Below are 22696 nucleotides of genomic sequence, written 5' to 3' on the forward strand. Positions count from 1 at the left end.
CGACGTTTCATTTAACGATTATCTCACGGCCACTCATCATGTCGTTCCAGGTCACCCTCCAGCCCAGCGGACTCGACTTCCCAGCGTCTGCCGACGAAACCGTTCTCGAGGCAGCCCTGTCCGCCGGCCTGCTGCTCCCCTACAGCTGTCGTGACGGCGCCTGCGGCGTGTGCAAGAGCAAGGTGCTCTCCGGCGAGGTGGATCTGGGCCGCTTCGGCGACAGCACCCTTACCCAGGCCGAGCGCGATGCCGGCATGGCCCTGCTGTGCTGCGCCAGCCCCCGCTCCGACCTCGTCGTCGAAGTGCGTCAGGTAAGCCGGGCCGGCGAAATCCAGGTCAAGAAGCTGCCCTGCCGGGTGCAGAAGCTCGTGCGCGCCGCCGACGACGTGATCGTCCTCGAGATCCGCCTGCCGGCGACCGAGAAATTCCAGTTCGTCGCCGGCCAGTACATCGACTTCCTGCTCGCCGACGGCAAGCGCCGCAGCTTCTCCATCGCCAACGCCCCCACCGGCGCCGACTTCCTCGAACTGCACATCCGCCACGTGCCCGGCGGCCTGTTCACCACCCACGTCTTCGACAAGCTCAAGGAGAAGGACATCCTGCGCTTCGAGGGCCCGCTGGGCGGCTTCCGGCTCGACGAAAGCTCCAAGCGCCCGGTGGTGCTGCTGGCCGGCGGAACCGGCTTCGCACCGATCAAGAGCATCGTCGAACACGCCATCGCCGCCGGCATCCAGCGCCCGATGACGCTCTACTGGGGCAGCCGCAACCGCGCCGGGCTGTATCAGTACGACGTGGCGAAGGGCTGGGAAGCGCGGCTCCCGGGCTTCCGGTTCGTGCCGGTGCTGTCCGACAGCCCGACCGACGAAGGCTGGACCGGCCGCACCGGCCTGGCCCACGCCGCCCTCATGGCCGATCTGCCCGACCTCTCGGGCCACGAAGTCTATGCCTGCGGCTCGCCGGCGATGATCGACTCGGCCCGCGCCGATCTCGTCCGCCAGTGCGGCCTGCCCGCCGACGCCTTCCACGCCGACGCCTTCAGCTTCTCGAACGACGCCAAGGCTGGCTGAGCCGGCACCGGAACCCCGCCCATGAGCAACGCCGTACTGATTACCCGAGAACCCGTAATCAACAAGCAGTACAAGATCACCGCCAACCGGCTGATCGTCCATGCGTCCTCCGTCGGGCAGGCAGTGGAAACCCTGTCGAATCTGGCCGACGTGTGGCCCGCCACCCACCCGGTCTTCGTGAGCCTCTACCGGCTGGTCCCCACCCCCGACCTGCTCGTCTGGCGCGCGCCGCCCAACGCGATGGTGGAGATCCCCACCCAGGCGATCGCCCACCCCCTCACGCTGGCGCTGATCCCTCGGCTCAAGGCCGCCGGCATCAGCCTCAACCTCACCTGGTATCAGCCCGACACCGTCGTCCCGCCGGACGTCCCGTGGCGCTTCGTCATCATCGACGCCAAACGGCAGCCCGTGCCGCTCGCCCCGCCGGGCCTGGCAATCGCCTGGGGCCTGCAGGACGTGCCGGAGTTCCGTAACGCCATCGTGGGTGGCTTCGACGGCGCCTCGGGCTGGTTCTTCCTGCACGGCGTGAAGACCGACGGCAAGCTCGCGCCCTCCCACGCCCAGATCGTCCGGCTGCTCAATCTGGTGCGAAAAAATGCCGAAGTCAAGGAAATCGAAAATGTCCTGAAGCAGGACGTGGCGCTGTCATACAAATTGTTGCGTTACATCAATTCTGCCGGTTTCGGGTTGATGTGCGAGATTCAATCCTTCCGCCACGCGGTGTCGATCCTGGGCTACGACAAGCTCCACAAGTGGCTCTCGGTGCTGCTGATTTCCGCCAGCCGCGACCCCTCCGCCCCGGCCCTGATGCAGACCGCGATCGCCCGTGGACGCTTCATGGAGCAGATCGGCGCAGCCTTTTTCGAGAAGTCCGAGCTGGACAACCTGTTCATCACCGGCGCCTTCTCGATGCTTCACCTGCTGCTGGGTGCCAGCCTTCAATCGGCGCTCGAGGAGATGAATCTTCCCGCGCCGATCTGCGACGCCCTGCTGGGCGGAGATGGCGTTTATGCACCTTTCCTCAAACTTGCGCGGGCGCTGGAGAGCTTCGACGACAAGCATCTGGCCGCCCTCGCCGATGACCTTCACATCACGCCGGAGCACATCAACCGGGCACACCTTGAAGCGCTCTCCTTCGCAGACAGCCTGCAGTTCGGCTGAATCCCGCGCGGCCAAAGGCGGGGCGGTGCGCAAACTCTTCATAACGGCGCGAACTGGGTCACGCTCGGTTGCGCGTGCCCCGGTGTGGGCGAGCATAAGTCACAGGCGAGAGCCGGGAGGGTACGGTTAGAATCCAAAGCACTAAATCTGTGAAATACGTGCTTCATTCATGCCAACCACCCGAATATCCAAAATGCGACGTCCCCTAGCAGCACCGACATCGCGTCTGCCTGCGCTCCGGGAAACCGCGTCTGCGCTGCTGCGGATACTTTCGGCTGGCGATGCATCCCGGCACGATATTGCTCGCGTCATTATCCTCGATCCGGTGATGGTTTTCGAGTTGCTTTTGACAGCACCGCTGAGCAAGAGCGATCTTTCTATTGCCCTGCTCGATGTGCTCATCGAGCGCCTCGAGCGGATTGACGCGGGCCTGCTCCAGGCGTGGTCGCTGCGCCACATGATCCAGCAGCCGCAGCACCGGATCTCGCCCCGCGCCCACCGGCACCACACGCTGCACAGCCTGTTCGTTGCCGAGCTGGCGGTCAATCTGGCCCGCGAGATGGGCTACCCCCACCCCGACGAAGCCCGCTCCGCCGGCCTGCTGCACGACATCGGCCTGCTGTGGCTCAACGAGTACGGCGAGCACTACGGCCGCGTGCTCGCCGACGCCATCGACGAGCGCAGCCTGTCCGCCGCCGAGTGGGAGCGCTACGGCCTCGACCACGCCGAGATTTCGGCCGATCTGGCGGCCCGCTGCGGCTTTCCGCTGGGCATCGTGGATGCCATCGCCCTGCACCAGGCCGAGCCGGAGGCCGTCGACACCGCCCACCCGCTGGTCCGGGTGATCGCCGCCGCCGAAGAGCTGGCCAGCTACCGGGGCAGCCAGTCGGCCGCCAGCCTGGAAGGCGCCAGCCGCCTCACCAAGATCGACGGCAACGTGCTGGTCAGCCTGCTCGCCGACACCACCCGTGGCATGCAGGAGATGGTGCGTCCCCTCGACATCGTCGTCGAGCCCACCATGCTCACCCTCCCCTGGGCGGCCCCCAGCGCCGACGCCGAGCGCGAGAGCGTCGATGGCGGCATCGCCCGCACCGCGCTCACCGCCTTCGCCCGCAGCGCCTTCATCGACGCCGCCACGGCGCGTCAGAGCTTCGACGTGGCCACCCGCCTGCTCCTGGGCCTGGACGCCCCGGTGCTCTTCGTCAAGGCCGAAACCGACAACGATCTGGTGGGCGCACCGACGATCACCCACCCGGGCCTCGACCAGATCCGCATCTCCGCCCGCGACCCCCACAGCGCCGTCGCCGAGGCCTTCCGCAACGGCGCCGAATCCCGCTACCAGAGCGGCCCGCGCCCGCCCGGCCGGTGCGCCGCCGACTGGCAGCTGGCCCGCTGGCTCGACAGCGACGGCCTGCTCTGCGTGCCCTGGCAGAACGCCCACGAGGCCGGCGTCGCCGTCTTCCCCTGCGCCGGCGCCGAAGTGCCGGGCACCGGCATCGAGCCCGCCCTGCGCCGCTCGGTCACCGAGGCCGCCACCAGCCGCATCTCCGAACGTCGCGCCGAAGAGCAGATGCGCCTCGACCTGGAAGACAGCATCGCCCGCCGCTACGTGGAGCACGCCCGCCGCATCGCCCACGAGGCCAGCAACCCCCTCACCGTCATCAAGACCTACCTGGGCCTGATTGACGAGCGGGTCGAAGACCCCACCCTCAAAGAGCAACTCGGTCTCCTCAGCGAGGAGCTTGACCGGGTCGGCTCGCTGGTGCGCAAGGCCAGCGATTTCACCTCGATGACCCCATCCGGCCCGGCCCACAGCGGCGTTGCCGAGATCCTGCACGATCTGCGGGCCCTCTACGGCGAGGCCCTGTTTGCCCGCAAGGGGATCAGCTTCGAGCTGCGCACCTCCCCCAACCTGCCCGCCGCCGCCATTCCGCCGGACGCCCTCAAGCAGGTGTTCCTCAACCTCTTCAAGAACGCCGCCGAGGCCATCCCCGAAGGGGGCAAGCTCACCGTGTCGGCCGTCGCCGGCATCAACGCCAACGGCAGCCAGTGCATGGAGATCCGGATCGTCGACAACGGCCCGGGCCTCGCCCCCGAGCGCATCGAGACCCTGTTCAACCCCGGCGCCCGCAACAGCGACAAGCCGGGCGGCGGCGTCGGCCTGCCGCTGGTCCGCGAGCTGGTCGCGGCGGTCGGCGGCACCATCCTGTGCCGCAGCCAGCCGGGCTCCGGCACAGTGTTCCAGATCTTCATGCCACTGGCGGCAACCCACTGACTTGATGCATCATTGCCGCGCCAATTAGAAGAGCCATGCCCGGGAGTCACAATGGTCATCCCCTGGGAAGGAACTTCCTTCCCGACAGAGGCAAACCGGCGGACGCCGGCCGAGTCTCTCACCCGAATCCTTGTCGTCGACGATGAACCGTCCCTTCGGCGGTCGGTGGGCGCCCTCCTCCAGGGCAACGACCGGCTGATCGAAGACTGCGGCTCCGTCGCCGAGACCCTCGCACGTCTCAACACCCGCTCCTACGACCTGCTGATCCTCGACTTCCGCCTGCCCGATGCCTCCGGTCTGGCGGTGATGGACTGGCTGCTCAGCAACGACCGCCGCGAGTCGGTCATCATGATCAGCGGCGAGCAATCCATGGAAGCCGCCATCGGCGCCCTGCGCCGCGGCGCCGACGACTTCCTCATCAAGCCCTACGGCGCCGACCAGATCCGCCGTGCGGTGGCGGGCGCCCTCCTCAAGCGGCAGTCCGAGCGCACCCAGCGGCTCAACCAGCAGCGGCTCCAGTCATCCGAGCAGATGCACCGCTATCTGGTCGAAAACTCCCTCGACCTGATCTACACCCTCGACGCCGAAGGCCGCTTCAACTACCTCAACCTGCGCATCGAATCGCTGCTCGGCCACTCCCGGAACGCGCTGATCGGCAAGCACTTCTCCGAGATCGTCCACCCCGAGGATCTGGAAAGGGCGCGCTTCACCTTCAACGAGCGGCGGACCGGCCCCCGCGCCACGATCAACATCGAGCTGCGTCTGGCCCGCAATCCCTACGGGGCCGACGGCGACGACACCGGCCCGGTGGCCGTCGTGCTCAACGCGATGGGCATCTACAACAGCGTCGAATCGCGCTCGCCGTCCCACTACGCCGGCACCTACGGCGCGGCCCGCAGCCTGCCCGCGCTGCGCACCATCGAGGCCACCCCGCGCTACCAGACCTACCACGACCCCCTCACCCAGCTCCCCAACAACGAGCTGTTCCAGGACCGCCTCAACCTGGCCATCACCCAGGCCAAGCGGCGCAAGGGGCTCATCGCGGTCATGTTCATCGACATGGACCGCTTCAAGCAGGTCAACGAGAGCCACGGCCAGGGCGAAGGCGACGCCCTGCTCCGCTCGGTGGCCCTGCGCCTCAAGCAGTGCCTTCGCCGGGGCGACACCCTCACCCGCCACCGCAGCGACGAGTTCGTGGTGCTGCTGCCCGACATCAACGACCAGGAAGACGCCCGCGCCATCGCCGAGAAGGTGCTGCTCGCCTTCCGCAAGCCCTTCCCCCTCAGCGAGGGCGAGGTCACCATCACCCTCAGCATGGGCATCGCCCTGCACCCCGAAGACGGCGACACCGCCGAGGATCTGGTCCAGCACGCCAGCGTGGCGATGCATCAGGTCAAGGGCGACGGCCGCAACGCCTACAGTTTCTTTTCGCCGGACATGCACGCCAGCTACCGCACGCGGGTGTCCCTCGAAAAGGAATTGCGCCAGGCCATCAGCCGCAACGAGTTCGAGCTGCACTACCAGCCGCTGGTCAGCCTCTCCCAGGACCGCATCACCGGCATGGAGGCGCTGGTGCGCTGGCGCCACCCGTCCCACGGCATCGTCTCGCCATCGCGCTTCATCCACTTCGCCGAAGAAGCCGGGATCATCCACGAGATCAGCCGCTGGGTGCTCGAGACCGGCTGCGCCCAGCTCGCCGTGTGGCGCCGCCAGTTCCCGGATCTACGCCTCACCGCCAACCTCTCGTCGCGGGATTTCGACCAGTCCGACCTCTCCGACACCATCTCCCGCACCCTGTCGCGCAACGGGCTGGCCGCCGGCAGCCTGGAACTCGAGATCGCCGAGAGCCTGCTCCTCGAGAACACCGAGCGGGTCGCCCCGCGCCTGCAGAACCTCCGGGAGCTGGGCGTCGGCGTCTCGATCCACGACTTCGGCACCGGCTACTCGTCCCTGGTCAGCCTGCAGCGCTACGGCGTCACCCGCCTCAAGATCGACCGCAGCTTCGTGCGGGACATGAACGGCCACGGCAACCACCCCATCATCAGCGCCATCGCCGGCATCGCCCAGGGCTTCGACATCCGGCTGGCCGCCGAAGGCGTCGAGCGCGGCGAACAGATGACCACCCTCGACAGCATGGGCTGCGACGAGATGCAGGGCTTCTACTTCTCCCGGCCGGTGGACGCCGAAGCCGCCACCCGCCTGCTGCGGGATTTCCGCCCCTCCCGCCTCAACCCGGGCCAGGTGGCCACCCCGCCCCTCGCCTGAGCCACGCCGGGCACCTCAAACCGTCACACTTCCCCGCTAGATTTGCCCCATCGTCGAACCCACTGAGGATCTCGTCATGGGAATGTACCGTCTCCTCCTGGCCTCACCCCGCCAGCCCGAAGCCCCCCGCCTCGTCGCCGAACATCTCGACCCCGCCTGGCTCAAGCAGCGCGGCTACGAGATCGCCCGCACCCTGGGCGACGCCGCCGCGCTCTGGGCCGCCCGCCCCGGCACCGAGCGCCAGCTCGCCCTGCACTGCCGCACCGGCCACGCGCTGGCCATCGTCAGCGGCCAGCCGCCGCAGTAAACGCAACGCGGCGGCCACAGGGGCCGCCGCGAAAAAAACAGGGCGCCGGTCTCAGCGCCGGAAAGGGATCAGCTCGCCGGCCGAAAAGCCCTTGTCCTTCAACCGGGCCTGGGCCGCCACCGCGTCCCGGCGGTCATTGAACGGCCCCACCACCACCCGGGTTTCCAGCTGCGCCGGGATGCCCTCGGCCGACAGCCGGGCGCGCAGCGCCTCGGCCTGGGCCGGGGTGCCGAACACCCCCACCTGAACCGCGTAAGCGCTCTGGCCTTCACCCGCAGCCGGCGCCCTGGGCGCGGCGGGCACCGTCGCCACCGCCGGAGCGGGCGCAGGCGCAGGCGCCACCGTCGCGGCCGGCGCAGAGACCGTCGGTGTGGCCACCGCGCGGGGCGGTACGGCCTGAGGCACAGCGCCGGCAGCAGGCGCCGACGTCGCGGCCTCATGCCTGCGGGCCGGCTCGGCGGGCGCCGTCGCAACGGCGGCCTGACCGCCCGCGCGCAGCACCGGACGCGTCTCCTCGACCGGCTTGCGGGCGCGTTCGAGCCGGTCGCCCCTGTCGCCCCTGTCGCCCTTATCGCCGGAGGGCAAAGGCGGCGGCGTCGCGCTCCCCTCGACCGGCGGCGGGGGCGCAGGCTCAGCCGGCACCGCCGCGCGCACCACGTCCGGCGCCGCATCGCGGGCTGGCTCGGGCGCGGTCACCTGGGCCGGCGCGATGGGTTTGGTCGGCACCACCACCGCCTCCGGCTGAGGCGGGCGGGACAGATGATCGAAAACGGCGAGCCCCCCCAGCAGGACGGCGATCAAGCCCCCCGCCACGCCCGCACGCACCCACAACTGCCGGCGGGGATCGTCGTCCCCGTCCAGCTCCGGCACATCCGGCCTGTCCGTCATGCTCCCCCCTCCGCCCGCGCCAGCGCGCACACCAGCTCGGCCTCCGCCACTGAAATTCCGCAGTGCTCCGCGATCTGCGCCGCGGGAATCCCTCGTCCGGCCAGCAGCATCGCCTCGGAGTGCTGCGGCGATTCCGGACGCACATACTGGGGCTGCGGCTGGGCCAGCGCCCGATCGTGGGCCGCCTGCAGCTCGTTCATGTCGAGGCGCAGGGCCACCAGCTCGCTGCGCAGGAAATCCTGCTCGGTGCGCAGCTGGGCCACATCCCGACGCAGCTGCTGGATCTCGATCTCGTTGAGGGTTTCCTGGGGGACCGCCAGCGGGTCGGGCGGCGCCACCTGGGCGGGGGCCGGATCGGCCGGCGCATCGGCCACCACCGTCTGGGGCGACCGGGCTTCGCCCTCGGCGGCCCTGCCCGCCCGGCCCGGGAGGGCCAAGCGGAAGAGGATCACCGCCAGATAGATGGAGAGCACGGCGACCAGCGCCCAGACGCCCTCCCGCAAGCCTACATCGATCATCGCGCCGGCTCCCCGGCTGCGGCGCTGCCCTTCGACTTAAACCTTGTGCTGACGATGATCGTTCCCCCGGAAACTGGCGCATTTAGGACTGAATTTGACGCTGCGATAATAGCCGTGCGCCTCTTCAGCGACAATGCGACTTCTCGCTTCAGGTGCGTCTTTTCATCATGTTCTTCCTCAAAAAGCTCGTCGGCCTGCTCCTGCAGCCCCCGCTCCTGCCCCTCGTCGCCATCGGCGCCGGTCTGCTGCTGCAGCGCTGGCGGCCGCGGGCGGGCCGGGTGCTGGCCTGGGGCGGCCTCGCCCTTGCCGTGGCGCTGGTTGCGCCGCCGGTGGTGGACGCCCTCCTCGACAACCTGGAAGACCTGCCCGCGGTGCAGCCGGCGCAGCTCGAAGGCGCCGGCGCCATCGCGATCCTGGGCGGCGGTGCGCGGACCAATGCGCCCGAGTTCGGCGGCCAGACGGTCAATCGGATCACTCTCGAGCGGCTCCGCTACGGCGCCCGGCTGGCCCGGTCGTCGGGCCTGCCGGTGCTGGTGAGCGGGGGCGCCCCGAGCGGCAGTCAGCCCGAAGCGGAGTTGATGAAGCGCGCCCTGGAGGAGGATTTCGGGGTGCCGGTGCGGTGGGTCGAGGCGGCGTCGCTGGACACCGTCGACAACGGCCGCCTGAGTGCTGCGATGCTGCAGGCGGCCGGCGTGCGGCGGGTGGTGCTGGTCACCCACGCCGCGCACATGCACCGCTCGCTGGAAGCCTTCCAGGCGGCCGGGCTGGAGCCGGTGGCGGCCCCCACCGGCTTCTTGCGCCGGGGGCCGTCCGACGAACCGCAGCCCCGCTTTCCAAGCATGAACTCAGCCTTCGCCGGCAGCTACGCCATTCACGAGTGGCTGGGCCTGCTGGCCTTCCGCCTCAGCCATTGAACCGACACGCCCCGACGCCATGACCGATTCCCAGCCCACCGACCCCTCCGACCCCAGCTGCCGCCACTGCCGCTACTTTCTGGCCACCGACAGCACCGGCGGAACCTGCCACCGCTACCCGCCCACCTTCGCCGGCGCCCAGTCGCCCCGGGAAGATCACCGATGGCGCTTTCCCATCGTCGGCGGGCGGGCCTGGTGCGGCGAGTTCAGGCCCCACGACTGACCGGCGGCCGGCGCCGCCTCAGCCCTGGAAGCGGGCCTTGCGCTTGCCCAGGAAGGCGTCGATGCCCTCGTCGAAATCCGGCCGCGCGGCGCAGCGGGCGAAGGCTTCGGCCTCCAGCAGGAGCTGGGTGTCGAGGCTCTGGTCGGCGGACTGGTTGAGCAGGCGCTTCATCTCGGCGTAGGTTTCCCGCGGGCCGGCCAGGATGCGGCCCACCAGCGCCGCCACTGCGTCGTCCAGCCCGGCCAGCGGCACGACCCGGTTCACCACGCCCAGGCGCTGGGCTTCGGCGGCGTCGAAACGGTCGGCCAGCAGCAGCAGCTCGAAGGCCTTGTGACGGCCAACGATGCGCGGCAGGAACCACGACACGCCCCCGTCGCCCGACAGGGCGATGCTGGCGTAGGCGGTGGTGAAGTAGGCGTTGTCGGCCGCCACCACCATGTCGCAGCCCAGCGCCAGCGACAGGCCGAAGCCGGCGCACGCGCCGTGCACGCGGCCGATCACCGGCACCCGCAGCTCGGCCAGGGCCTCGACGCTGCGGTTGATGTGCTGCTCGATGGTGGCCCGGAAGCTGGCAATGCGGCTTTCGGGCGAGAGGTGCAGCTGGCCGGCAAAATCCTTCAGGTCGCCGCCGGCCATGAAGTGCTCGCCGGCGCCCTGGATCACCACCGCCCGCAGATCGCGCCGGTGGGCGAGCTGGGCGGTGGCGTCGGAAAGGGCGTGCATCATCTCGAAGGACAGCGCGTTGAGCGCCTTCGGCCGGTTGAGGGTCAGCGTGGCGACGCCGTTGGCCACGTCGAGCAGGATGGGAGAGGTCATGGGAGGCGGTTCCGGAGTTTCAGGAGGTTCGTGACCGCCATTTTGACCTCGATGCCCGGGTGGCGGAAAGGCCCCGCCGCCCGGGTGGCCGCCGGTCAGAAGCGCATGCCCACCGACAGGCTCACGAAGTCCCGGTCACGGGCGTTGTTGTAGGTGCCGCCGAAGGTGTTGGTCCACCCCAGCTCGGCCCCGTAGCGTTTGGCGAAGTCGGCCTTCAGGGCGAGCACCGCGAAGCGCCGGCCTTCGTTGAAGAGCCCGTCGGCCGACCAGCCTTTCACGTCGTGGGCCCAGCTCACCACCGGGCTCAGCACCACGCCGTCGGCCACGCCGGTGTAGCGCCAGGCGGCGCGCAGGCGGTAGCCCCAGGCGCTGCGGGTGACGTAGCCGGCGTTGGCGCAGCTGGTGGCGACGCTGGAGCACGCCCCGGCCACCGTTCCGACACCGTACAGGTCCGACCGGCCGTAGCGGCGCACGCTGGCGTCGGGCAGGTCGTGGACGAACTTGACGCCCGCCTCGCCGGCGAGGCTGAGCCCTTCGCCGCCCAGGAAGCGGTCGAGGCTCCACACCCCGGCCACCTGCGCCTGGGACACACTCAGGCGGTCGTAGCCGTGGAGCACGCCGCCGTAGGGCGTGGCGTTCATGTCGGCCCGCAGCAGGGTTGGCGCGGTGTTGGAGGCGGCCGCGTTGAGCAGGTCCACCGAGTTGAGCTGAACCGGCAGGTTGGGCCGATGGGTCAGCTCGGCCAGCAGGCTCACGCGGGCGAGCTTCGCGGCCCAGGTCGCACCGAAGACCCGGATGTCCTCCGGAAACTCGGTGAGGTAGCGGGCGTTGAGCCCGTCGGCGTCGCCCGGCAGGAAGGGCGCGCCGCCCACCCGGCCAGAGCGGATCGGGCTCGCGATGGGGGTGCGGCTGTGGTACTGGGCGGCGTAAAGGCCCACCTCGCTGGCCAGCGACGGCAGCCGGAAGGTGGTGGCGAGGCCGAACTGGCCGGCATCCGCCACGCCGGGGCTGGCGCTGCGCTTGAGGTAGCGCTGGGCGTCCAGCGAAGCCGGATCGCTGACGGTATCGCCCACCATCACCCGGTTGCAGCCGGGCGCCACGTAGTCGGCGGTGGCGAAGAAGGTGCCGCAGCCGTCCAGCTCGGTGCGCCGCCACAGGAACTGGTAGAAGGCCTCGACGCGGGTGGTGTCGCTGGTTTCGAGCCGCGCGGTGAGGGCCGGGATCGGCACCCGGGTTTCGTCCGCGGTGGCCCCGGGGCGGCGCATGGCGGGGATGTCCACCGGCTGCAGCGCCGACAGGCCGCCGCCGATGCTCATCCGGCTACCCCAATCCAGGTATTGGTTGCCCAGCTTGAGCTGGAGAGCCCGCTCGCCAACCGTAAAGCGCCCGGCCACGAAGGCTTCCATCAGCGCGGCACCCGAGAAGCGGCCCCGCTGGCTGAAGCCGGCGTCGTCGATGGGGCCGCCGGTGCGGTAGCCGGCCGGCCCGTTGCCCCACGGGCGGTTGTCGTTGAGCAGCGCGTCGTCGTACCAGCCCTTGACGGCGAGGGTGGCGCTCACGGCGTCGCGCCGGAAGTCGGCGGCGACGTGGCCCTTGAGCACCCGGGCGATGGCGTCGCCCTTGTCGAAGTTGAGGTTGCCGTCGTCCTGATTGCGGCCGTGGGGCGCGTTGGCGGGCACCCCGGCGGCGGCGCCGTTGGTGCGCTGGATGAGGTTGGGGTCGCGCTCGGCGGTTCGCCAGGCGGTGCCGAACGAGGCCGCGCCGCGGATCGTGAAGGGGGCGTCGGCCTCGGCGGCAAGCACGAGGGACGGGGCGACGAGCAGGGCGAGGCCTGCCCGGCGGGCATGGTGTTGAAACATCCGGAGTTCCTCCTTTGGGGGACCGCGCCCCTCTCTGGCGGGGGCGTCGATCCGGTGGGGTTCTGCGCGCGCGTCAGCCGGCGGCGTAGCGTTCGCGCATCTGGCGCTTGTTGATCTTGCCGACGCTGGTCTTCTCCAGGCTCTCGGCAAAGCGCACCTGGTCGGGCACGGCGAAGCGGGAGATCCGCCCTGCGTCGGCAAAAGCGCGCAGGTGGGCGATGATGTCGTCCGCCGTCACGCCTTCGGCGCCGGCCTTGGGCACCACCACCGGCAGCGGGCGCTCGCCCCAGCGGGCGTCGGGCACGCCCAGCACCGCCACCTCGGCCACCGCCGGGTGCTGGGAGATCAGGGTCTCGATCTCCAGCGACGAGATCCACTCGCCGCCCGACTTGATGACGTCCTTGATGCGGTCGGTGATCTGCAGCGAGCCGTTGGGCGCGATGCGGCCGATGTCCTGGGTGTGCAGCCAGCCGCCGCGCCACAGGTGGGCGGTGGCCTCGGCGTCCTTCAGGTAGCCCTGGGTGAGCCACGGGGCACGCACGACAACCTCGCCCTGGGCCTGGTCGTCGTGGGCCACGTCGTCCAGGTTGCCGTCCACGATGCGCAGGTTCACCAGCGGAATCGGCAGGCCGGTGCGGCAGCGGGCGGTCACCGTCTGCTCGGGCGGCAGTTCCAGGTCTTCGGGCTTGAGCTGGGCGAGGGTGAGGATCGGGCAGGTCTCGGACATGCCGTAGCCGGTGAACACGTCCATGCCCCGGGCCACCGCCTGGGTGGCGAGACCCACCGTGAAGGCCGAACCGCCGATCACCATCTTCCAGCCGGAGAGGTCCATGTCCTTGGCAGCCGGTGCCACCAGGAGCATCTGCAGGATGGTGGGCACGCAGTGGGAGAAGGTCACGCCTTCGGTGCGACGCAGCTGCAGGAGCATGTCCGGCACGTAGCGGCCGGGGTAGACCTGCTTCACGCCCAGCATGGTGGCCACGTAGGGCAGACCCCAGGCATGGACGTGGAACATCGGGGTGATCGGCATGTACACGTCGCCCCGGTGGAAGCGCTGCCCGGACGGCGCCGACGCAGCCCCGGCCAGCGCCCCCAGGGCGTGCAGCACCAGCTGACGGTGGCTGAAGAACACGCCTTTGGGCAGGCCGGTGGTGCCGGTGGTGTAGAAGGTGGTGGCGCGGGTGTTCTCGTCGAAATCGGGAAACGCGTGGCGCGGATCGGCGGCCGCCAGCAGGGCTTCGTATTCGCCCACGGCGCCGGCCGCGGCGGGGTCGCAGGGCTCGTCGGAGAGCAGCACGATGCGCTTGAGCCTGGGCAGGCGGTCGCGGATGCCGTCGAGGATGGGTAGGAATTCGGTGTTGATGAGCAGCGTCTCGGCGCCGCAGTGGTCGATGGTGTAGGCGATCTGCTCGGGCGACAGGCGCACATTCACCGTCATCAGCACCGCGCCCAGCATGGGGATGGCGAAGTAGCTCTCCAGGTAGCGGTGGGAATCCCAGTCGGCCACCGCCACGGTGTCGCCAAAGCCCACCCCGAGCCGGCTGAGGGCGCTGCCCAAGCGGCCGATGCGGTCGGCGAGGTCGCGGTAGGTGTGGCGGCGCAGATCGCGGTAGACGATCTCCTGCTCGGGCGCGTGGGCCAGCGGGGTATGGAGCAGCTGCTTGATGAGCAGCGGGTAGGCGTAGGGCTGATCGGCGGACGCGGCGGCGTCTCCGGAAGCTCGGATGTCGGTTTGCACGATGGTCTCCTCGGGCTGTTCTGGTCTGACGGAAGCGAGCCAGCTTAGCCGGAGAAAAACGCGAAATCGCCCCCCCGAAAGGGGGGTCAGCCGGGCGGCAGGTGCAGCAGGCCGGCCTGCCGGGCGCGGAGGATGGCCTCCGTCCGGCTGCGCACGCCGAGCTTGGCGTAGATGTTGCTGAGGTGCCACTTCACCGTCTCGGGGGTGACCCCGGCGGCGCGGGCGATGGCCTTGTTGGAGAGCCCCTGCATCACCAGCTGCAGCAGGCTGCGCTCCCGCACCGAGAGCGGCTCGGGCAGCCCGGCTGCCGGCGCGGCGCGGGCCAGCGCCAGCAGCGCATCGACGCCGGCATCGGCGAGGCTGCGGACCATCCCGGCCTGCTCGGCGAGGGGGAGCACCGCTGCCAGCTCGGCCACCGCACGGGGGCGACGGCCGGCCAGATCGAGGGCCTGGGCGAGCAGGATTCGCCGCTGGAGCGCCCGGTAGTGGAAGCCGGCCTCCCGGGAGGCCGCCACCAGGGCTTCCAGCTCGGCCACCGCCGCGTCGGCCCGGCCTTCGGCGAGGGCCAGCAGCGCCAGCGCCTCACGCCAGGCGAGCCAGGTCTCCATCAGGCTGCTCACCTGCCGCGGGGGCTGGGCTGGCATGGCGGGCTGCAGCGCCGCCACCCGCGCCCGCAGGGCCGCCGCGTCGCCGCCCTGCCACAGGATGCGCGCCGCCTCGGCCAGCGTCAGCGCGCGCATGCGCAGCCAGCGGCGCTGCTGCCCCAGCCGGTCGGCGGCGTCGAGGCGGGCCAGCGCATCGCCCCGGTCGCCCCGCAGCACGGCCAGCCGCGCGGCGATCACCGTGAAGCGCGCGCAGGCGCCCAGCGGGCTGGTTTCGGCCACCACCTCGGCCCGGCCGGCCATCGCCTCGCCCAGGGCCTGCAGATCGCCCCGCTCGTAGAGGATCTCCGCCAGATAGCCGACGGGCAGCGCCGCCACCGCCGAACGGGGGCCGGATTCGGCCACTGCCCGGGCCAGGGCCTCGCGCAGCAGGGCGGCCGCCTCGCCCAGCCGGCCGGCGATGCCGTGCCCGAGCCCGGACATGCTGAGCCGGTACACCATGCCAAAGAGCGGGCAGCCGCCAGCCTCGAAGGGGGCCGAGCGGGCCGCCAGATCGGTGGCCTCGTCGAAGCGCGACGCGGTGTGCAGCCCGAACAGGATCACGCTGCGGGCGATCTGGGCCACCCATGAGTCGGCCCGCGCGGCGGCGTCGAGCGCCTGCCGGCCGAAGGCCATCGCGGCCTCGCTCTCGTCGGAGAGGCCGGCGATCAGCCCCTTCACCGCGGCCAGCTCGCCGGGCTCGGCCTGGGCGATCAGGCGGCCGCTGGCCAGATCGGCCTCGATGCCGCTCACCCCGTCGCGGGCTTCGCCCAGGTGCAGCCCGAAGGCCAGCGCCCAAGCGTGGGCCAGGCGCAGGCGCAGGCTGCCGGCCACCAGGGCCGGCGGCAGCAGGGCCAGCCAGCCGGTGACGGTGCGGATCTCGCCGGCCTGCACCAAGCCCATCGCGCAGGCTTCGGCCCAGGCGGCGGCGCGGGGTGCGTCGCCGCCGGCCAGGGCGTAGCGCACGGCCTCCTGCCACAGCCCGGCGTCGGCGCACCAGCGGGCGGCGGCGAGCTGGATGTGGCGCAGGCGCGCCGGGTCGTCGCGGGCGAGGCGGGCTTTCAGGTAATCGGCGAACAGCGCGTGAAACCGGAACCAGCCGTCGTCCAGGCGTTTCACGAAGAGGTTCTGGCCGGCCAGCTCGTCCAGCCGCCGACGGGCGTCGGGCTCGCCGCCGACCGCCGCGCACAGCTCGGGGCAGAAGCGGTCGAGCGGGCCGGCGGCAAGGAGGAGATCGACCTGGGCCGGGGCCAGCCCGGCGAGGACGTTCTCGGCGAGATAGGCCCCCACGCCCTCCCCTGCCCGGCGACGGATGCCGGCCATCAGCGCGTCGGCGTCGTCTGCATCGCGCACCGACAGGGCGACCAGATACATGCCGGCGGCCCAGCCCTCGGTGGTGCGCCACACGGCGTCGGCCACCGCAGATTCGGCCAGCGGCCCGCCAAAGCCTTCGAAGTAATGCCGCGCCTCGTCGGCGGCGAAGCGCAGCTCGGGCTCCCCGATGCTGGCGAGCTGCCCCCGCGCCGCCAGGGTGGCGAAGGGCAGGGCCGGCGAGCCGCGCCCGGCGAGGATCAGCCGGAAGGCCGGCGGGGCGTAGCGGACGAGGGTCTGCAGGGCGTCGAGGAGCGGCGGCGCGGTGAGGGCGTCGGCGTCGTCGAGGATCAGCGCCACCGGCACCGGCGAGCGGGCCAGCCCGTTGATGAGGGCCGCCAGCACCGCCCGGGGCGAGGCCAGCGCATCCCGGGCGAGCAGGCAGGCGGCCTCCCGGGCCACGCCGTCCTCGCCCCCCAGGGCCGCGACGAGATAGGGAAAGAACAGGCCGGGCTCGTCGTCCTCCCGGTCGAGGCTGAGCCAGCCCACCAGCCAGCCCAGGCCGGCCAGGCGCTCGCGCAGCTGGGCCAGCAGGGTCGTCTTGCCGGCACCGGGCGAGGCGCACACCCGCAGCACCGGCGGCTGGCCGGGGGCGCACAGGGCATCCACCAGCCTTGGACGAAGCAGCACGCCCGCCGACGGAGCCGGCGGGCGTAGCTTGGTCTGGATCAGCAGGGACGGGCGCGCTTCGGCCCCTTCCGCCGCAGGCAGCTTCATCTGACGGTAACAAGCCCCCGACCGGAGTCGCCCGGCCGGGGAACGACGGGGTTACACCTTCTCGAAGATGCCGGCGGCGCCCATGCCGGTGCCGATGCACATGGAAATCATGCCGTAGCGGGCCGAGGTGCGCTGGAACGCGCTCATCAGCGAAGCGGCACGGATCGCCCCGGTAGCGCCCAGCGGGTGGCCCAGGGCGATGGCGCCGCCCTGGGGGTTGACCTTGGACGGGTCCATGTCGAGCTGCTTCATCACCGCCAGGGCCTGGGCCGCGAAGGCTTCGTTCAGCTCGATCCAGTCGAGATCCGACTGGGCGATGCCGGCCGCCTTGAGGGCGCGGGGGATCGCCTCGACCGGGCCGATGCCCATGATCTCCGGCGGCACACCGGCCACCGAGTAGCTGCAGAAGCGGGCGATGGGCTTGACGCCGTAGCGCTTCACCGCCGCCTCGGACATCAGCAGCACCGCGCCAGCGCCGTCGGACATCTGGGAGCTGTTGCCGGCCGTCACCGAGCCGCGCGCGGCGAACACCGGCTTGAGCTTGCCGAGCTTTTCCAGCGAGGCGTCGGCGCGGGGGCCTTCGTCGGTGTCGCAGACGCGCTCGACGACGCGCACCGTGCCGCCGTCACCCGGCACGTGGGTGCGCACGGTGTAGGGCGTGATCTCGTCCTTGAACGCACCGGCGGCAATCGCCGCGGCGGCGCGCTGGTTGGACTGCACCGCAAAGGCATCCTGCGCGGCGCGGTCGATGCCCCACTGCTGGGCCACCTTCTCGGCGGTGAGGCCCATGCCGAAGGCGATGCCAAGGTTTTCATCCTTGGCAAAGACGGCCGGGTTGAGCGAGATCTTGTTGCCCATGATCTGGGGCATCACGGTCATGCTCTCCGTGCCGGCGGCGATCATCACGTCGGCTTCGCCCAGGCGGATGCGCGCGGCGGCGTCGGCCACGGCCTGCAGGCCGGACGAGCAGAAGCGGTTGATGGTGATGCCCGGCACGGTGTTGGGCAGGCCGGCCAGCAGCACGCCGATGCGCGCCACGTTCATGCCCTGCTCGGCTTCGGGCATGGCACAGCCGACCACCACGTCGCCGATCTCGGTGGCGTCGAGCCCCGGCACCTTGGCGACGACCGCCGACAGCACGTGGGCCAGCATGTCGTCCGGGCGCACGTTGCGGAACATCCCGTTGCGCTTGGCCACCGGCGTGCGGGTGGCGGCAACGATGTAGGCTTCCTGAATCTGTTTCATCGAATTCTCCTTTGGGGCAGTGAGGAGTAAGACGTGAGGAGTGAGGAGACCGATGCCAATCCGGTTGCGCTGACGATCGCCAGCGCACAGGGCGCAAACAAGGTCTCCGAACCGCCTTTCTCCTATCTCCTCACCGCATCACAATCAGTTGCGCAGCGGCTTGCCGGTTTCCAGCATGTGCGCGATGCGCTGCTGGGTCTTTTCGGTCTTGAGCAGATCCACGAAGAGCGCGCGCTCCACGTCGAGAATCCACTGCTCCGACACCTTCGCGTTGGTCTCCACCTCGCCGCCGCACAGGGCGGTGGCAGCGGCCCGGGCCACCCGGTAATCCCACTCGGAGATGAAGCCGCCTTCCTTCATGTTGATGAGCATCATCTCGCAGGTGGCGATGCCGTTCCGGCCGGCCACCTGCACGGCGCGCTGGACGAGCGGCGGCTGGTAGCCGGATTCGGCCAGGGCGCGGGCGCGGGCCAGGGCCACGTGGAGCAGCTCGCTGGGGTTGAAGAGGATGTCGTCGGATTCCTTCGCGAAGCCCAGCTCCACCGCCTGCAGGGCGCTCTTGGAGACGTTGGCCATGGCGATGGTCTGGAACATGTTCTGGATGAAGGGGAACACGTCGCCGCCCGCCGCCCGGCTGGCGAGGCCGGCTGCCCGCAGCGCGAACTCCTTGCAGCCGCCGCCCGCGGGAATCAGGCCGACGCCGGCCTCGACGAGGCCCACGTAGCTCTCCAGCGCCATCACCCGATGGGTGGCGTGCATCACGAACTCGCAGCCGCCGCCCAGGGCCATGCCCTGCACCGCCGCCACGGTGGGCACCATGGAATGCTTGAGGGCCATGGAGGCCTGCTGGAACTTGGCCACCGTCTTTTCGAGGCGGTCGAACTGGCCGGCCTTGCAGGCCTCGGCCACCTGCGCCAGGTTGGCACCCACCGCAAACGGCGCCTCGTGCCAGATCACCAGACCGTCCAGGTCGCGCTCGGCGCGGGCGATGGCTTCGAGCACACCGTCCAGCACCTCGTCGCCGACGGCGTGCATCTTCGACTTGAAGGAGACGATGCCGATGCGGGCGTCCTTGGCCGGGAGGTTCCACAGGCGCACGCCGTCGTTCTCCCACAGGGTGACGCCGGCGTCCGGCGCGGCTTCGCCCAGCACGCGCTCGGGGAAGAGCTGGCGTTGGTACACCGGCAGGGTCGAGCGGGGCTTGAGGGCGGCGTCGGTGGCGCTCCAGGAGCCCTCCGGCGCATGCACGCCGGTGCGGCCGTCGAACACCCAGGCGGGCAGCGGCGCGTTGGTCATCGCCACACCGGCCTCGATGTCGGCCTTGATGGCGCTGGCGATGGTCTGCCAGCCGGCGGCCTGCCAGGTTTCGAACGGACCCTGCTGCCAGCCGAAGCCCCAGCGCATGGCGAAATCCACGTCGCGGGCGTTGTCGGCGATGGCGCCAAGCTGGCAGGCGCAGTAGTGGAACACGTCGCGGAAGATCGCCCACAGGAACTGGGCCTGCGGGTGGGCGCTTGCGCGCAGCTGGGCGAAGCGCTCGGCCGGGTTGCGGTTCTTGAGGATGGCCAGCACTTCCGGCGCCACTTCACCGGCGCTGGGGCGGTAGGCGCCGGTGGCCAGGTCGATCACGTTGATGACCTTGCCTTCCTTGCGGAAGATGCCGCCCTTGGTCTTCTGGCCCAGGGCGCCCTTGGCGATCAGGCCGGCGAGCCACTCGGGCGACTTGAAGTAGGCGTGCCACGGGTCGTCGGCGAGGGTGGCGTCCATGGTGCCGATGACGTGGGCCATGGTGTCCAGGCCCACCACGTCGGCGGTGCGGTAGGTGGCGCTCCTGGGGCGGCCGATCAGCGGGCCGGTGAGGGCGTCCACTTCGTCGAAGCCCAGGCCCATGCGCGCGGTGTGGTGCATCACCGCCAGGATCGAGAACACGCCCACGCGGTTGGCGACGAAGTTGGGGGTGTCCTTGGCGCGGACGATGCTCTTGCCCAGGCGGGTGGTGAGCCAGGCTTCGAGGGCGTCGAGGGTGGCGGGGTCGGTGCTGCGGGTGGCGATCAGCTCGACCAGCGCCATGTAGCGCGGCGGGTTGAAGAAGTGGATGCCGCAGAAACGGCTGCGGGCGGCCTCCGGCATGCCTTCGGCCAGGGCGTTGATCGACAGACCCGAGGTGTTGGAGGCGAAGATGGCGTCCGGGCGGATGAACGGGGCGACCTTGGCGTAGAGGTCGAGCTTCCATTCCATCTTCTCGGCGATGGCCTCGATGATGAGGTCGCAGTCGCGCAGCTTTTCCAGATCGGAGCCGTAGTTGGCCACGTCGATGAACTGGGCCCGGTCGCGGGTGGCGAGGGGCGCCGGGTCGAGCTTCTTGAGCCCGTCCACGGCCTTCTTGGCGATGGCGTTGGGGTCGCCGTCCTTCGGCAGGTCGAAAAGGATGACCGGCACGCTGGCGTTGGCGCAGTGGGCGGCGATCTGCGCCCCCATGACGCCGGCACCCAGCACGGCCACCTTGCGAATGATGAGTCTGCTCACTTGCTCCTCCTTCAGATGCGGCCCATCGATAGGCCGGCTTTATGGTTCAGGAATCCCGCGACAAATTTGAACAACTGTTCAAATCTTAGCGCAATCATGAATTTAGATGCAACAATCAGAAAAAATCAGGCGTCGCCGGGCGTCGGCAGCGCACCCGCCGGGGCCAGAAAACCCGCCACCACGAAGGGGCGCAGGCGGGCCATGATGCCTTCCGGGTTGCCGGCGTCGGCGAGGGCGTAGGTTTCGGTCATCCGCATCACATCCTTTCCGGCCATCGCGTAGGCGACGATACCGACGAAGAAGTACATCCGCCACACCACATCGTCCTGACTGAGGTGGGGCAAGGTGCGCATGAAGGCCTGGCGGTAGCGGTCCACCGCCTCCCGGTATTCAGCCGGAAAGTAGGCCTCGGTGCCCGGGCCGGGCTCGTAGAAGGCGCGGCCGATGAGCTGCTTGAAGACCTCGCCCGAGATGGTGTCCTTGCGGGTGAGGCGCAGGGCCGACGACAGGAAGGCATCCACCAGCACGTCGACCGCGATGGGCTGGCCGGCGGCGTCGAGTTCGAGCTTGTCGAGGTAGCTCACCCGGCTGCCGCCGCGGCTGCCCAGGGCACGCTCGTACACCGCCTCCATCAGCCCCTGCTTGGTGCCAAAGTGGTAGTTGACCAGCGCCACCGGCACCCCGGCGGCGCCGGTAATCATGCGGATCGAGGTGGCGGCGTAGCCGTTTTCCATGAACAGCCGCTCGGCGGCGTCGAGGATGCGGGTCTTGGCGTCGGGGGTGGAGTCGAGGCGCGGCATGGGCTTCAAACGAGAACCGGCGCCGGAAAGCCCGACGCCGGGTTGGAACGGCAGATCAGAAGGCCATCGAGTACTGGGCGCCGAGAATCCACACGCGGGCGTCGTACACGCCCTTGACGTAGCCGCGACCGTCGGCGCTCTGGTTGTTGTCGATGTGGGATTCGCCCACGCGCAGGTAAGCCGCGCCCAGATCGAGCAGCGAATCCTTGGTGACCTTGAACTGCGCACCGCCGGACAGCCAGGTGCGGTTGCTGTCGGGCAGGGAGACGAGGCGATGCTGGTCGCTCTGCACCGGGGTCTGGTCGTAGGCCACGCCGAACTTCAGCTTGACCTGCTCGTTGAGGCGGTAGTTCGCGCCCAGGGCGAAGCGCCAGGTGTCGCGGAACTTGGTGTCGAGGGTCTGCACGGTGACGCCGTTGAGGGCGCCGGCGGTGCGCACGATGTCCACCTTCGGGATGCTGCTCCAGCCCGTCCAGGAGACGTCGCCGAGCATCTCCCACTTGTCGCTCAAGGTCTGCGCCACGCTCAGGATGAAGGTTTCGGGCAGCTCGACGTCGGCCTTCGCCGCGCCGGTGGTGAGGGCGGCGTTGGCCCCGGCGGCCGGGCCGCTGACGGACAGGTCGCCCTTCAGATCGTGCTTGATCGAGGAGCGGTAGGACACGCCCACCTTGGTCGTCGGGCTGAGGGTGAACAGCGCGCCCACGTTCCAGCCCCAGGCGTCGTTGTCGGCCGACAGGGTGGCGGAGGTTCCCGCGACGTTGAGCGGCGAGACGGGGCCGATGGCCGCCCGACGGATGTACTCCACCTTCATCTTCTGGTAGTTGAGGCCGCCACCCACCGAGACCTTGTCGTTGATGCGGTAAGCCAGGCTGGGGTTGAGGTTCATCGTCTTGATGTCGAACTTGATCGCCTGAGCCGCCCCCACCCAGGGATCGTTGTACTCGGTGACCTGCCCGAAAGGCGCGCCGATGCCGAGGCCGGCGTAGAGGTTCTTGGTCAGCGCCCACGACATGTAGGCGTTGGGGATGAAGGCCCAGCTGCCGGCATCGTTGCCCTCACCTGCCGAAGCAAAGGCGCCAAGGCTCGACGACCCTCTGTCACTGAACTTGAAGGTCGGGCGCACGGCCGACATGCCGACCGAAATCTCGCGATCCTTCAGCTGGGTCATGCCGGCCGGGTTGAAGAAGATCGTGCTGGCGTTCTCGGCGACGGCCGCCGAGCCCGCGTAGGCGTTGGCGATACCGCTGGCGTTCTGCTCGAGCAGCTGGAAGCCGGCGGCGGATGCCTGGCCGCTGGCCAGACCGGCGGCCAGCAGGGGGATCAGGCGGGCGATGGTTTTCATTTTCATGGTGTCTCCTCACGTGG

Annotated in this window: 17 protein-coding genes; 7 read left to right on the top strand and 10 right to left on the bottom strand. The window is 70.1% G+C overall.

Annotated features, from left to right (window positions below; all coding sequences use genetic code 11):
• Positions 1 to 38 precede the first annotated feature (38 nt).
• The 5 genes from ACE3N6_RS01640 to ACE3N6_RS01660 all read left to right on the top strand — a co-directional run bounded on the left by ACE3N6_RS01640 (position 39) and on the right by ACE3N6_RS01660 (position 7075).
• Positions 39 to 1067, top strand: coding sequence for a CDP-6-deoxy-delta-3,4-glucoseen reductase (locus tag ACE3N6_RS01640; protein ID WP_374243413.1), 1029 nt, complete (start codon positions 39 to 41; stop codon positions 1065 to 1067).
• 21 nt (positions 1068 to 1088) lie between these two features.
• Positions 1089 to 2228 (top strand): EAL and HDOD domain-containing protein, encoded by a 1140-nt coding sequence (locus ACE3N6_RS01645; protein ID WP_374243414.1) that lies wholly within the window; start codon positions 1089 to 1091, stop codon positions 2226 to 2228.
• A 328-nt stretch (positions 2229 to 2556) separates the two neighbouring features.
• The gene (locus tag ACE3N6_RS01650; RefSeq protein ID WP_374243415.1) at positions 2557 to 4503 is read left to right on the top strand and encodes an ATP-binding protein; all 1947 of its coding nucleotides are present in this window, start codon (positions 2557 to 2559) and stop codon (positions 4501 to 4503) included.
• Positions 4504 to 4554: 51 nt separating this feature from the next.
• Entirely contained in the window at positions 4555 to 6768 is a 2214-nt protein-coding gene (locus ACE3N6_RS01655; RefSeq protein ID WP_374243416.1) for a putative bifunctional diguanylate cyclase/phosphodiesterase, read from the top strand.
• Between the two features lie 82 nt (positions 6769 to 6850).
• Positions 6851 to 7075: a hypothetical protein gene (locus ACE3N6_RS01660; RefSeq protein WP_374243417.1), complete on the top strand. Its 225-nt coding sequence runs from the start codon at positions 6851 to 6853 to the stop codon at positions 7073 to 7075.
• A 51-nt stretch (positions 7076 to 7126) separates the two neighbouring features.
• On the opposite strand, the gene ACE3N6_RS01665 is transcribed toward ACE3N6_RS01660, so the two are convergent.
• A complete protein-coding gene (locus ACE3N6_RS01665) occupies positions 7127 to 7963 on the bottom strand; it encodes an SPOR domain-containing protein (RefSeq protein WP_374243418.1) in 837 nt (278 codons plus the stop codon).
• Positions 7960 to 8481, bottom strand: a complete 522-nt coding sequence (locus ACE3N6_RS01670; protein WP_374243419.1) for a DUF2802 domain-containing protein — start codon at positions 8479 to 8481, stop codon at positions 7960 to 7962. Before ACE3N6_RS01670 ends, ACE3N6_RS01665 begins: the two co-directional genes overlap by 4 nt.
• Positions 8482 to 8648: 167 nt before the next feature.
• Between ACE3N6_RS01670 and ACE3N6_RS01675 the strand changes: the two genes are divergently transcribed.
• Entirely contained in the window at positions 8649 to 9395 is a 747-nt protein-coding gene (locus tag ACE3N6_RS01675; protein ID WP_374243420.1) for a YdcF family protein, read from the top strand.
• A gap of 19 nt (positions 9396 to 9414) precedes the next feature.
• A complete protein-coding gene (locus tag ACE3N6_RS01680) occupies positions 9415 to 9618 on the top strand; it encodes a hypothetical protein (RefSeq protein ID WP_374243421.1) in 204 nt (67 codons plus the stop codon).
• Between the two features lie 18 nt (positions 9619 to 9636).
• On the opposite strand, the gene ACE3N6_RS01685 is transcribed toward ACE3N6_RS01680, so the two are convergent.
• The 8 genes from ACE3N6_RS01685 to ACE3N6_RS01720 form a co-directional block, all read right to left on the bottom strand.
• Complete coding sequence (locus ACE3N6_RS01685) at positions 9637 to 10434, bottom strand: enoyl-CoA hydratase/isomerase family protein (protein WP_374243422.1); 798 nt, start codon at positions 10432 to 10434, stop codon at positions 9637 to 9639.
• A gap of 95 nt (positions 10435 to 10529) precedes the next feature.
• The gene (locus ACE3N6_RS01690) at positions 10530 to 12293 is read right to left on the bottom strand and encodes a DUF1302 domain-containing protein (RefSeq protein ID WP_374243423.1); all 1764 of its coding nucleotides are present in this window, start codon (positions 12291 to 12293) and stop codon (positions 10530 to 10532) included.
• A gap of 73 nt (positions 12294 to 12366) precedes the next feature.
• On the bottom strand, positions 12367 to 14031 hold the full coding sequence (locus ACE3N6_RS01695; protein ID WP_374243424.1) for a fatty acid--CoA ligase: 1665 nt from the start codon (positions 14029 to 14031) through the stop codon (positions 12367 to 12369).
• 86 nt (positions 14032 to 14117) lie between these two features.
• Positions 14118 to 16760, bottom strand: a complete 2643-nt coding sequence (locus tag ACE3N6_RS01700) for a LuxR C-terminal-related transcriptional regulator (RefSeq protein ID WP_374243425.1) — start codon at positions 16758 to 16760, stop codon at positions 14118 to 14120.
• A gap of 51 nt (positions 16761 to 16811) precedes the next feature.
• Positions 16812 to 18005 carry an acetyl-CoA C-acyltransferase gene (locus ACE3N6_RS01705; RefSeq protein ID WP_374243426.1) on the bottom strand — a complete coding sequence of 398 codons (1194 nt, stop codon included), beginning with the start codon at positions 18003 to 18005 and terminating at the stop codon, positions 16812 to 16814.
• Positions 18006 to 18149: 144 nt separating this feature from the next.
• Positions 18150 to 20531 carry a 3-hydroxyacyl-CoA dehydrogenase/enoyl-CoA hydratase family protein gene (locus ACE3N6_RS01710; protein ID WP_374243427.1) on the bottom strand — a complete coding sequence of 794 codons (2382 nt, stop codon included), beginning with the start codon at positions 20529 to 20531 and terminating at the stop codon, positions 18150 to 18152.
• A 125-nt stretch (positions 20532 to 20656) separates the two neighbouring features.
• A complete protein-coding gene (locus tag ACE3N6_RS01715) occupies positions 20657 to 21331 on the bottom strand; it encodes a TetR family transcriptional regulator (RefSeq protein WP_374243428.1) in 675 nt (224 codons plus the stop codon).
• A 55-nt stretch (positions 21332 to 21386) separates the two neighbouring features.
• A complete protein-coding gene (locus ACE3N6_RS01720; RefSeq protein ID WP_374243429.1) occupies positions 21387 to 22679 on the bottom strand; it encodes an OmpP1/FadL family transporter in 1293 nt (430 codons plus the stop codon).
• Positions 22680 to 22696: the final 17 nt, after the last annotated feature.

The organism is Zoogloea sp. (genome assembly GCF_041904905.1).
Classification (GTDB): Bacteria; Pseudomonadota; Gammaproteobacteria; order Burkholderiales; family Rhodocyclaceae; genus Zoogloea.